Source organism: Aeromonas sp. R4-1, assembly GCF_040908325.1.
GTDB lineage: Bacteria > Pseudomonadota > Gammaproteobacteria > Enterobacterales > Aeromonadaceae > Aeromonas > Aeromonas veronii.
Map to the genome: position 1 here is coordinate 15604 of NZ_JBFODM010000064.1, position 11698 is coordinate 27301.

Annotated in this window: 7 protein-coding genes; 6 read left to right on the forward strand and 1 reads right to left on the reverse strand. The window is 64.0% G+C overall.

The genetic code is table 11. The annotated features are described in order from the left end of the window. Nucleotides 1-17 precede the first annotated feature (17 nt). Nucleotides 18-1970 carry a TonB-dependent receptor gene (locus tag AB5Y90_RS11200; RefSeq protein ID WP_216955108.1) on the reverse strand — a complete coding sequence of 651 codons (1953 nt, stop codon included), beginning with the start codon at nucleotides 1968-1970 and terminating at the stop codon, nucleotides 18-20. A 266-nt stretch (nucleotides 1971-2236) separates the two neighbouring features. On the opposite strand from AB5Y90_RS11200, the gene AB5Y90_RS11205 reads away from it, so the two are divergent. The 6 genes from AB5Y90_RS11205 (at nucleotide 2237) to AB5Y90_RS11230 (ending at nucleotide 11697) form a co-directional block, all read left to right on the forward strand. After that, nucleotides 2237-3385, forward strand: a complete 1149-nt coding sequence (locus AB5Y90_RS11205) for an isochorismate synthase MenF (RefSeq protein WP_270819010.1) — start codon at nucleotides 2237-2239, stop codon at nucleotides 3383-3385. Further along, nucleotides 3382-5028: a (2,3-dihydroxybenzoyl)adenylate synthase gene (locus AB5Y90_RS11210; RefSeq protein ID WP_307895152.1), complete on the forward strand. Its 1647-nt coding sequence runs from the start codon at nucleotides 3382-3384 to the stop codon at nucleotides 5026-5028. Before AB5Y90_RS11205 ends, AB5Y90_RS11210 begins: the two co-directional genes overlap by 4 nt. Beyond that, complete coding sequence (locus AB5Y90_RS11215) at nucleotides 5025-5957, forward strand: isochorismatase family protein (protein ID WP_270819012.1); 933 nt, start codon at nucleotides 5025-5027, stop codon at nucleotides 5955-5957. Before AB5Y90_RS11210 ends, AB5Y90_RS11215 begins: the two co-directional genes overlap by 4 nt. Further along, on the forward strand, nucleotides 5954-6715 hold the full coding sequence (gene dhbA, locus AB5Y90_RS11220; RefSeq protein WP_270819013.1) for a 2,3-dihydro-2,3-dihydroxybenzoate dehydrogenase: 762 nt from the start codon (nucleotides 5954-5956) through the stop codon (nucleotides 6713-6715). The genes AB5Y90_RS11215 and dhbA overlap by 4 nt, the downstream gene beginning before the upstream one ends. A gap of 126 nt (nucleotides 6716-6841) precedes the next feature. Further along, on the forward strand, nucleotides 6842-10831 hold the full coding sequence (locus AB5Y90_RS11225) for an amino acid adenylation domain-containing protein (protein WP_368166882.1): 3990 nt from the start codon (nucleotides 6842-6844) through the stop codon (nucleotides 10829-10831). Beyond that, entirely contained in the window at nucleotides 10828-11697 is an 870-nt protein-coding gene (locus tag AB5Y90_RS11230; protein WP_368166883.1) for a hypothetical protein, read from the forward strand. The genes AB5Y90_RS11225 and AB5Y90_RS11230 overlap by 4 nt, the downstream gene beginning before the upstream one ends. Nucleotide 11698: the final 1 nt, after the last annotated feature.

Consider the following 11698-nt stretch of genomic DNA (forward strand, 5'->3'; position numbering starts at 1 on the left):
TATCGACCTTGGCTACCTTAGAAGCGGGCTGAGCCGCTGACGTAGTAGCTGCGACCCGGTTCGACGTTCTGGAAGACAGTATCTTTCTCTTGCAGGCGCACGTCGGTCAGGTTGTTGATCCCCAGTCGCAGGTCAAAGTTCTCGGTGACCTTGAAGCCGGTACCGAGATCGAAGGTCTGATAGCTGGGCAGCTTGTGCAGTACGACAACCTTGTTGACGGTCTGCTCGGCAAACTGGGTGCCGGTGTAGGTGGTGCCAACGAAGGCATTGACCCGCTCGGTGGCCTGCCAGGTGATCTTGGCATTGGCCTTGTGCTCCGGCCGCTCGGGCAGTGCCTGACCCTGATCGCCTTCCGCCTTGAGGTAGGTGTAGTTGGCGCCAAGGTTGATATTGTCGGTCAGATCGAGCTTGCCGGTCAGCTCCAGCCCCTTGGTGGTGGCTTTCTCCAGGTTGTACCAGGTGCGGTCAGTGGAGTTCGGCAACTGCTTGAAGGTGAGCATGTCGTCGATGTCGGAGTAGAAGAGGGTAGCGCTGGTTTCCCAGATCCCTTCTCCTGCGATGACACCCAGCTCGTAGTTGGTGCTGGTTTCCGGCTTGACCTTGTCGCTGCCATAGATGCGGCAGCTGCCGCCGCAGCTCTCGATGCTGTAGCCGTTGGAGTACTGGTGTGGTGCCGGAGCCTTGAAGGCTTGGCTGACCCCGCCCTTGACGGTCACCACATCGTTCATCTCATAGACCAGATAGCCGCGCGGGGTGAAGTGGCTGCCGTAGATCTCGTGGTGATCGTAACGGCCGCCCAGCGTGAAGGTCAGGCTGTCGGTCAGGCCAATTTCGTCCTGAGCGAACAGCGCCTCCTGAGAGTGACTCTCCTTGCCGCCGATATCCTTGTAGCTCACCGCATCCACCAGCTCCCGATCCAGATATTCACCACCCAGGGTCAGGTAGTGGTTGGCCAGCGCCAGGTTGGTGTAGCCCTTGAGGGTCAAGGTGTTCTCTTCCAGTTCGCGCTGCTGCGGGGCCGAGTAGCTGGTATTGAAATCATCGATCTGGGAGCTTTCATAGTTGGCCATGACGGTGGTGTCACCCCAGCTCCAGTTCCCCTTGTGGGTCAGACCAAACAGGTTGCGATCGTTTTGCTGCTGGCGGCTGTGCACCTTGTTGCCGGTTTTACGGAAGATATCGAGAGGCCGCTCATCCTGGTTGTAGAGGTAATCCAGCTCGAAGCGCTGCTGCTCATCCACCAGCCAGCTGAGGGTGGAGGCGAAGTTGCGGGTCTGTTTGGCTTCGATAAGGGGGATGCCGTCAGCAGCTTCGGTGGGGGTCCAGGCTTGACGGTCATACACCTCGCCGTTCATCCGGATCAGCAGGTTGTCGGTCAGCGGGCCGGTAAAGCCCAGGTTGGTTCTGTGCTGATCGCCGCCATCCTTGCCCTCGATGGCTTTGAAGTCGGCATCGGCCGCCCCTTGCCAGGTTTTGCCCGGCTGCTTGGTGATGATGTTGATGACACCACCGATGGCATCGGAGCCATAAAGTGCCGACATGGGGCCACGGATCACCTCGACCCGCTGGATCATGCCAAGGGGCACGGGAGTGTTGTCGAAGTTGCCGCCGCGCCACAGGGCATTGGAGGAGGAGAGGCGTTTGCCATCCACCAGTACCAGGGTGTACTTGCCGGACATGCCGCGAATACCGATATCGCTGCGGCCATTGGTGTCAGCTTCAGCCTGAATGCCCACTTCGTGGCGCAGCAGGTCGGCAAGGTCATTGACGGGCGCTGCGGCGATCTGTTCGGCCGTGATGACAGAGATAGAGGCTGGCGCCGAGCGGGTATTGTGCGCCGTGGTGGTGACGGTGATCACCTCATCGACTTGAGGGGCGTTGCTGGCGGCGATCGCTTGCTGGGTCAGCAGAGTGACGATGGTGGTGGCCAGCAGGCTGGGAGCAATAAAACGGGAGGTTGAGGATTTCATTATTTACATCTTCCATAACATTCAAATGATAAGCGTTATCATTATCAAATTTAATTTGCTCCGATCGCAACTCTTTTTTATCGGCGAAGCTCAGTTTCGTTCGTCACTCTCTTTTGACTAAAAAGAAGTTAATGAAATTGATTCTCATTTGTATTGATCGTTTTTTCGCTCCTTGTTAGGATGCCGTTCACCCTGATATCTGGTGAGTCAAATGGCTCACTTTAAGTCGTGTCAGGCAGTGATTCATTCCAAGGAGTAGCACCGTCATGTGTGACCATGCACTGGAAGGAGAGTGGCCCGCCACAGCGGTCGGGCTGGATAAAGTGTGCTGTTTTGCCAGCGGTGACAGGGTACTGGTCGCCTCCGGTATCCACGACAGTTTTACCGGCATCCCGCCGGAGAAGCTGCTCGCCCATCTGCGTCAGTTGCGCCAGCAGGGGATGGTCAATCCCATCGCCATCGGCGCCATTCCGTTTGATACCCAATCTCCCTGGCATCTGGTGATCCCGGCGCAATCGCAGTGGGTCGCAAGGGATGCGCTGTTGCCCGCCAGCTGTTGCCAGCTCCATGGCGAGGTGAGCGAAGTGACCAGCTCCGCCCACTATCAGGGGGCGGTGCGGGCAGCGTTGCAGCAGTTCAGCGAGGGGCAACTCGAGAAAGTGGTGTTGTCACGCGCCATCGACGTGCAGAGCGCAGAGCAGACCTCCCCCGCACACGCCTATGGCTCTCTGCTGGCCCAGAATCCGGGCGCCTATGTGTTCCAGATCCCGCTGCCGGATGGGGAGACCCTGCTTGGTGCGAGCCCCGAGCTGCTGGTATCGCGCAGCGAGATGGCGGTGGTGAGCAATCCGCTGGCGGGTTCCCGTCCGCGCCACGCGTTTCCTGATCAACATGCGGCCAGTGCCGAACTGCTTGGGGCGCAAAAAGATCGCTATGAACATGCGCTGGTGGCCGATGCGGTTGCTGCGGCCCTCGCTCCCTTCTGCCGCGAGCTGGATGTGCCCGCGGAGCCGCAGGTGATCGCGACCCCTACCATGTGGCACCTCTCGACCCGCATCGCCGGACGGCTCCATGAGCCATCTCCCGTGCTGGCACTGGCGCTGGCGCTGCACCCGACACCAGCGGTATGCGGCACGCCGCTCTCGGCAGCGCGTCAGGCCATCGCCCGGCTTGAGGGGTACGATCGCCGCTTCTACTGCGGCGCCGTTGGTTGGATGGATGCCGATGGCAATGGCGAGTGGGTAGTCACCATTCGCTGTGGCGTGCTGGCCGGCAAGCAGCTGCGGCTCTATGCCGGCGCCGGGGTAGTGGTGGGCTCTTCGCCGGAAGCTGAGTGGCAAGAGACCGCCGCCAAGCTTGGCACCATGCTGCGGGCGTTTGGCCTCGAGAGCCGGGAGCCGGAGGTAACTGCATGAAGCCGCTGGTGCCCTTTACCCCCTGGCCCGCCGAGCTGGCAGCCCACTACCGTGCGCAAGGGTGGTGGCGCGGGCAACCGCTCACCGCCCTGCTCGATGACTCCGCCGAACGTTATCCCGAGCGCACGGCCCTGATCTGCGGTGAACGCACTCTCAGTTATGGCCAGTTAAAACGTGAGGTTGATGCGCTGGCAGTGCGGTTGGCGGCGCGCGGGCTGGGCCATGGCGATAGTGCGCTGGTGCAGTTGCCCAACTGCACCGAGTTCTATATCTGCTGGTTTGCCCTGATCCGCTGCGGCGTAGTGGCGGTGCACGCCCTCTACAGTCATCAGCGGCGCGAGCTGGTGGCCTTTGCCCGCCAAATTGAGCCCGCCTTGCTGGTACTCAGCCCCTCCCATCCCGGCTTTGCCGATGAAGCGGGGAGCTTGGCGGCCCTTGATGAGCTGGTATCGCCTTCTTGCCAGACACTGCTGTTCGAGCAGGCAGAAGGCTCCGATCTTCAGTCAGGATTTGCATGGTGTCAGCCTGACCCGATAGCCCGTGCTGATGGTTCGCTGCTGACGGCTATCGCGCCAACTCCTACCCCGGCCGATCAAGTCGCTTTTTTCCAGCTCTCCGGCGGCAGCACCGGCACCCCCAAACTGATCCCCCGTACCCACGATGACTATGGCTACAGCGTGCGCCAGAGCGTAGCGGTGTGCGGCTGGGATGAGCGGGTGATCTATCTCTGTGCCCTGCCTGCGCCCCACAATTTTCCCCTGAGCTCCCCCGGCGCACTCGGGGTGTTTTATGCCGGTGGCTGCGTGGTGTTGGCAAAGGATCCCTCTGCAGCAACCTGTCTGCCGCTGGTGCAGCGCCATCAGGTCAACTGGGCGGCACTGGTGCCACCGGCTCTGGCGCTCTGGCTGGAGGCGGCCAGCCACTATCCGCAGACCTCTCTGGAGTGTGTGCAGGTGGGCGGCGCGCGCCTCAGCCCGGCTCATGCCGAGGCGGTAGCGAGCCGCCTTGGTTGCCGCCTGCAGCAGGTGTTCGGCATGGCCGAGGGGCTGGTCAACTACACCCGCATCGAGGATGACCAGTGGCACATCGTCAATACCCAGGGCCGCCCGATGAGCCCGGGCGATGAGGTGGAGGTGCGAGGCAGAGACGGACGCCCCTTGCCCGATGGCGAGTGCGGCGAGCTCTGGACGCGTGGCCCCTACACCTTTCGCGGCTACTTCAAGGCTGATGCCCACAATCAGCGGGCTTTTGACCGGGACGGTTTCTACTGCACCGGCGATCTGGTCTGCCGCTTGCCCAGCGGTCATCTGATGGTGGTGGGGCGCAACAAGGATCAGATCAACCGGGGCGGGGAGAAGATCGACGCCCTCGAGATTGAAGAGCTGCTGCTGACCCACCCGGAGGTGCGGCAGGCGGCACTGGTCGCCATGCCCGATCCCATGCTCGGGGAGCGCAGCTGCGCCTTTTTGATGTGCCGCGAGCCCCTCAATCTGCCCCGCTTGCGCCGTTTCCTGCGCGAGCAGGGGGTGGCCGATTACAAACTGCCCGATCGCTTGGTGCTGGTGGAGCAACTGCCCCACACCCCGGTCGGCAAGATAGACAAACAGACGCTGCGCGAGCAGCTCGCCAAGGAGTGTGCATGACCATTCAATCCCTCGCCGCCTATCCGCTGCCCACCGCTGAGGATCTGCCCACCGGGCGGGTGAACTGGCCCTTCGAACCGGGCCGCGCCGCCTTGCTGGTCCACGATATGCAGCACTATTTCGTCGACTTCTACGGGCCGGACAATCCGCTAATCAATCAGGTCATCGACCATATCGCCACCCTGATCCGTCAGGCGCGTGCCCTCGGCATGCCGGTGGTCTACACCGCCCAGCCCGCCGAACAGAGTCAGGCCGATCGGGCGCTGCTCAATGACATGTGGGGACCGGGGCTGACCCGTGCGCCGGAGCGCCAACCCATCGTTCCTGCGCTGGCGCCCGAGCCGCAGGATACGGTGCTGACCAAGTGGCGCTACAGCGCTTTTTGCCGCTCACCGCTGGCCGAACTGATGGCCGGATGGGGGCGGGATCAGCTGGTGATCTGCGGCATCTATGGCCATATCGGGGTGATGCAGACGGCGGTCGATGCGTTTATGCGCGATATCCGCCCCTTCCTGGTGGCAGATGCCATCGCCGACTTCTCCCGCGAGGATCATCTGCTGGCGCTCTCCTACGTCAGCCGCAATGCCGGTCGGGTGATTACCGTGGCCGAGGTGATGGCGGCCAGCAAACGCCCCCTGACTCGCGAGTCGCTGCGTGCTCAGGTGTTGGCGCGGCTGCCCGCCGAGATGCAGCAGGAGCAGCCCACCGATGATGACAATCTGCTCGACTACGGCCTCGACTCGCTGGCGGTGATGGGGCTGGTGGAAGAGTGGCGTCAGCAGGGGCTGGTGGTGGAGCTGGCCGAGCTGGCCCGTACGCCGACCCTGGCTCACTGGTGGGCGCTCCTCTCCCGTCAGCTTAATGTCAGTCAGAACACGGCTTATCAGGTCAACGAAGAGCACATCAGCGAACCGGAGTGCACCCCATGAGCGAGTGGCAAGGCAGAACCGTCTGGGTGACCGGCGCGGCGCAGGGAATTGGCCATGCGGTGGCTCGCACCTTTGCCGAGGCGGGGGCCAGCGTGGTGGCGTTCGATCTGCAACTGGCCGAGGCGCTGCCCGGCAACGTGAAGGGGGTGGTGATCGATGTGAGCGACAGCGAGGCTGTGACCCGCTGCTGCGAACAGCTGCTGGACGAGGGGCTGGGGCCCGATGTGCTGGTCAATGTCGCTGGCGTACTGGCGACCGGCAGGATCGATGAGGTGGATGACGCCCTCTTGCAACGCACCTTCGCCATCAATACCTTCGCCCCCTTCTACCTGATGCGGGCCCTGACCCCCTGGTTTCAGGGACGGCGCAGGGGCGCCATCGTCAATGTCTCCTCCAATGCCGGTCGGGTGCCACGAGTGGGGATGGGCATCTATGGCGCCTCCAAGGCGGCGCTGGCCAGTCTCACCCAAACGGCAGGGCTGGAACTTGCTCCCTACGGCGTGCGCTGCAATCTGGTGTCACCGGGCTCGACCCGTACCCCCATGCTGTACGGCATGTGGCAGGAGGGGGAACTGCGCGAAGGGGAACTGCGCACCATCGCGGGTCTGCCCGGGCAGTTCAAGCTGGGGATCCCCCTTGGCAAACTTGGGACCCCCGACGAGGTGGCTGCTTGCGTGCTGTTTCTCGCCTCCGATGCCGCCAGCCATATCACCCTGCAGGATCTGGTGGTCGATGGCGGTGCCACATTGGGGGTCTAGCCCGCGCGCTGCCGGTCTGGCAGGCGTGACACTCTACTTTATGGAGGAGGCCTGGCCTCCTCGCTTTTCAGCCATGCGGGCAGGGGCAAGTCGCTGCCCGCTCGATGTTTGCGCAAGGACATTCCCATGGAACAGACAATGGCGATGCGCGCCACTCACCAGCGTGGTGAGCTGCCGCGCTGGCCGCTTACCACGGCTCAGGCGGGCATCTGGTTTGCCCAGCAAAAATACCCGCAGAGCCCCGCCTGCAATACCGGCGAGTACTGGTTGCTGGAGGGGACGCTGGCTCCCCATCACTTCACCCGCGCGGTGCGCCAGACCATCGACGAGATCCCCGGTCTGCACTGCGCCTTTGTGGCCACTGCTGATGGCCCGCAGATGGTGGCCAACCCCGCCTGCTGGCAGCTGGCAGAGCGGGATCTGCGCAGTGAAGCCGACCCGCTCGCAGCCGCGCAGGCCGAGATGCGTGCGCAGCTGACCGTCCCCTTCAATCTGGCCGGGGGGCCGCTGTTTGCCACCACCCTCTATCGCCTTGGTGAAGGGCGGTGGGCCTGGTTTATTGCCGTGCACCATATCGCCATCGACGGCTTTGGCCTGAGCCTGCTCTGCCAGCGTGTGGCAAATTGGTATGAGGCGCTCTGTGCCGGCGAGCAGCCTGTACCCTGCCGTTATGCATCCCAGCAGGAGTTGCTGGCTGAAGAGGCGGCCTATCAGGATTCGCCACGCGCCGCGCGGGATCGCGATTTCTTCGTGCAGCAGCTGGCCGGGGTGGAGAATCCGGCGTCGCTCTCCCGCCGTCCGGCGCAAGGGCCGGGCCCCACCTATCGTCTTGAACAGCGCCTTTCTGGCCGCCAGTGGCAGGCACTGGTGGCACGGGCGAGTCGTTCGGCCTGTCACCCCTACAGCCTGCTGCTGGCAGCAGTGGCCAGCTATGTGCAGCGGATGAGCGGTGCTGGCGAGGTAGTGCTGGGTATTCCGCTGATGGGGCGGCTGGGCTCAGCGGCGGCCGATACCCCCTGCATGAAGGTCAATGTGGTGCCCCTGCGCATCGAGCTGAGCGGCACCTGCCGGGTAGAGGAGTGGCTGGCACAGGTCGAGCGGCAATTTGCCGCCCTGCGCCGTCATCAGGGCTGCCGTCAGGAGTGGTTGCAGCAGCGTCAGCCGGGCCAGCCGCTGTTTGGCCCTCAGGTCAACCTGATGCCCTTTGCCCGCACCCTCAGCCTTGGTGAAGGACACAACCTGGTTCGTGGCGAGGTGCAGGTGCTGGCAGCGGGGCCGGTGGAGGAGTGCGCCTTCTACTTTGCCGAGGAGGCTGGTGCCATCACCCTGACCCTCGAAGCACATCAGGGGCGCTTCAGCCAACAGGAGAGTGAACGTCATCTGGCCCGGCTGGTCGCCTATCTGGCCGCCTGGAGTGAGGCGGGTGACGAGGCCGAAGCGGTGCGTTTGCCGCTGCTGCTGCCTTGCGAGCAGGCTGAGCTGGCGCGCTGGAACCAAACCGACCATCCGTTGCCGACCACCACTCTGAGCTCACTGCTGGCCGAGGGGCTGGCGGCGGCAGATCAGAGCGCCATCGCGCTGGAGTGTGGCGCCGAGCGCTGGAGTGTGGCCGAGCTGCGTCAGCGTACCCGCCAGCTGACCAGCTATCTGGCGGGAAGGGGCGTGGGTCCCGGTTGTCGGGTGGCGGTGGTGATCCCGCGCTCTCCCGAGCTTATCCTCGCCCAGCAGGCCATCATGGCGGTGGGTGCCGTCTACGTGCCCGTTGACCCTGACTATCCGGAGGAGCGGATCGGCTACATTCTCGCCAGCAGCGATCCTGCGCTGGTGTTGACCAGCCATACGCTTCAGATGCCGCTCGACGTGGCAGCGCCACTTGTCTGCCTCGATGCCCCCGGTGTGGCAGAGCAGCTGGCGGCGGTAGAGTTGGCAACGACAGCACCTTGTGAGCTGCCAGCCCCCAAACCGGAAGATGCGGCCTACATCATCTACACCTCCGGCTCGACCGGTCGGCCCAAAGGGGTAGTGGTGAGCCATGGCGCCATCGTTAACCGGCTGCTCTGGATGCAGCACATGTATCCCATCGGCCCGGCGGATCGGGTGCTGCAAAAGACCCCGGCCGGTTTCGATGTCTCCATCTGGGAGTTTTTCTGGCCCTTTATGACCGGGGCGCGGCTGGTGCTCGCCAAACCGGGCGGCCACAAGGATCCCGCCTACCTTGCCGAGCTGATTGAACAGGCCGGGATCACCACCTTGCACTTTGTCCCCTCCATGCTGCAGATCTTCGTCGCACAAGCCGAGCCTGCATGTTGCAGGTCACTGCGGCAGGTCTTCTGCTCCGGCGAGGCGCAGCCCGCCGATCTGGTGCAACGCTGGTATGGAACATTTTCAGCCCCCCTGCACAACCTCTATGGCCCGACCGAGGCGGCGGTGGATGTCACCTGGTATCCCTGCCGGGCAGACGAGGCGGTGACCAGCGTGCCCATCGGTTATCCGGTCTGGAATACCAGCATCCACATTCTCGACCCCTGGTTGCAGCCGGTGCCGCCCGGTGTGGCGGGCGAGCTCTGGATCGGCGGCGTGCAGGTGGCGGAGGGCTACTTTGGCCAGCCCGAGCTCACCGCCGAGCGCTTTATTGCCAACCCCTTCGGGGCGGGACGGCTCTATCGCAGTGGCGATCTGGCCGCCTGGCGCGAGGATGGCGCCATCGAGTATCTGGGGCGCCTCGATTTTCAGGTGAAGATCCGCGGCCAGCGCATCGAACTGGAGGAGATCGAGCAGGTGCTGCTGCGCCATTCCCGAGTGGAGCAAGCGGTGGTGCTGGCCCCCGAATTTGCCCCCGGCGATCGCCGTCTGGTGGCCTACGTAGTGGCCGCAGATAGCAGAGAGTTGACGCTGGCCGAGTTGGCACCCGCCCTTGGCGCCGCGCTGCCCGATTACATGGTGCCGGGGCTCCTGGTAAACCTGGCTGAGCTGCCCCTCACCCCCAATGGCAAGCTGGATCGCAAGGGGTTGCCGCTGCCCGATATGGCGTCGGCGGTGGGTCAGTCACTGCCGAAAACCTTGCTGGAGGAGCGGCTCTGTCGCCTCTTCGCCGAGATACTGGGGCTGGCGCGGGTCGGCGCCGACGATAACTTCTTTGCCCTCGGCGGCCACTCCCTGCTGGCGGCGCAGCTGGTGGTGCGCATTGAAGAGTCGACCGGACAGGCGCTTACTTTGGCCAGTCTGTTCGAAGCGCCGAGCCCCGCCCAGCTGGCGCGCCGTCTTGGCGGCGAGCGGGAGGCCATGCCCATGCTGTTGCCCTTGCGTGCGCCCGGTGCGCAGTCGGGCGCATCAGGCCGCACTCTCTTTTGTGTCCACCCCGCTGGCGGGCTCGGCTGGTGTTATGCGCCGCTGGTGCCCCATCTACCGACCGACATGGCGGTCTATGCCCTGCAGGCGCGAGCGCTCTGCCAGCCGGATGCACCTCTGCCTGCCAGCTTCGACGAGCTGGCCCTCGACTATGTGACCGAGCTGCGTTGTCAGCAGATCGAGGGGCCCTACTGGCTGCTCGGCTGGTCACTCGGGGGCATGCTGGTGCACCGGATGGCCGCCATGCTGCAAGAGCAGGGACAAGAGGTGGCCATGGTGCTGCTGCTCGATGCCTACCCCTGTCAGCAGTGGCAAACCCAGCCGTTGCCCGACGAGCAGCGGATGCTCGATGCGCTGCTGCGGATGGGAGGCATTGCGGTTGCGGACGATGCGCTGGACTCCCTCACTCGCGACGACGTGGTGGCCCGACTGGGGGCAGAGGGGAGTGCGCTGGCCATGCTCGACGAGCAGGTGGTGAGCGCCATGATTGAGCTGGTGGGCCACAACAACCGGCTGATCCGTGAGCCGGTCGACTACTGCTACCACGGGGAGGTGATCTTTATCGAAGCGTCAGCCTCCCGCCAGCCCTGGCTGGATGGACGTGGTTGGGAGCCGCTGACAAAAGGGGAAATCCGCTATGAGCGTTTCCCCTGCCTGCATCAGGAGATGGTGCATTCCGACTGGCTGGCAAAGATCGGCGCCCTTATTTGTGAGCGGGTCGATGGGGTCGGGCAGCAACCGCACATCCGGCAGGAGGGGGACGCATGACCCCGGTTGCCGCCATCCGGGAAGCCTTGCAGGCGGGCAAGCTGGTAGGGCTGGGGGAGCCGCACTGGCAACCGGATTTTATCCGGCGCCAGCACGCCTGGCTGTGTGATCCGGCGCTTTGGGGAGTCATGACCGATCTGGTGCTGGAGTGCGGCAACCGCCGCCATCAAGGCTTGCTCGATGCCTGGTTGGCGGGGGAGGATAGCTGGCAGGGTGAGCCGCTGACGCTGGCACGGCTCTATCCGGTCTGGCTCGACTCCTGCGCCTTTCCCGCCTGGATGGCCCCCGAGTTTCCGGCCTTCTTTGCCGCCCTGCGCCAGAGCAATCTGGCGCGCCCTGAACATATGCGGCTGCGGGTGCATCTCTGCGAGCCCTCATTCGAGTGGGAGGAGATGAGTCCGGAGCGCTGGCAGCAGCACAACAGGGGGCGGGATCAGGCGCTGGCTGACGATCTTCTTGCACTTCCCGCCCACGGCGTGGTGGTGCTGGCGGGGGCGCGTCATCTGCTCAAAGCCGCAGGGGATCCCCATTTTGCGCAGCCGACGCTGGGTCAGTTGCTGGAGGCTGCACGGCCGGGCTGGCTGCAGGTGCTTCACCCCTGGCCAATGGTTGATGAGAAGGGAGATGAGGAAGAGGAGCGGGTGTGCGATCTGGCGGGGACCGCGACTGCCGACCTCTATCCTCACTGGCCAGCGCATCCGCCGCTGGAGACCCTCATCGATCGGTTGGTGCGCGTGGCTGACCGGGGACGGGAGATGCGAATTTGCCCCACCTTGCTGGCCGATCCCTGGCGCAGCCGCTTGTTGAGTCGCGCTCACTTGCTGCCAGTTGGCATGGCCCGCCAGCTGCAACACTGGCTGGCGTAAC

Bases quoted from the DNA above. Each gene is read 5' to 3' on its own strand.
- AB5Y90_RS11200 (WP_216955108.1), bottom strand. From the start codon at position 1,970: ATGAAATCCTCAACCTCCCGTTTTATTGCTCCCAGCCTGCTGGCCACC.
- AB5Y90_RS11205 (WP_270819010.1), top strand. From the start codon at position 2,237: ATGTGTGACCATGCACTGGAAGGAGAGTGGCCCGCCACAGCGGTCGGG.
- AB5Y90_RS11210 (WP_307895152.1), top strand. From the start codon at position 3,382: ATGAAGCCGCTGGTGCCCTTTACCCCCTGGCCCGCCGAGCTGGCAGCC.
- AB5Y90_RS11215 (WP_270819012.1), top strand. From the start codon at position 5,025: ATGACCATTCAATCCCTCGCCGCCTATCCGCTGCCCACCGCTGAGGAT.
- dhbA (WP_270819013.1), top strand. From the start codon at position 5,954: ATGAGCGAGTGGCAAGGCAGAACCGTCTGGGTGACCGGCGCGGCGCAG.
- AB5Y90_RS11225 (WP_368166882.1), top strand. From the start codon at position 6,842: ATGGAACAGACAATGGCGATGCGCGCCACTCACCAGCGTGGTGAGCTG.
- AB5Y90_RS11230 (WP_368166883.1), top strand. From the start codon at position 10,828: ATGACCCCGGTTGCCGCCATCCGGGAAGCCTTGCAGGCGGGCAAGCTG.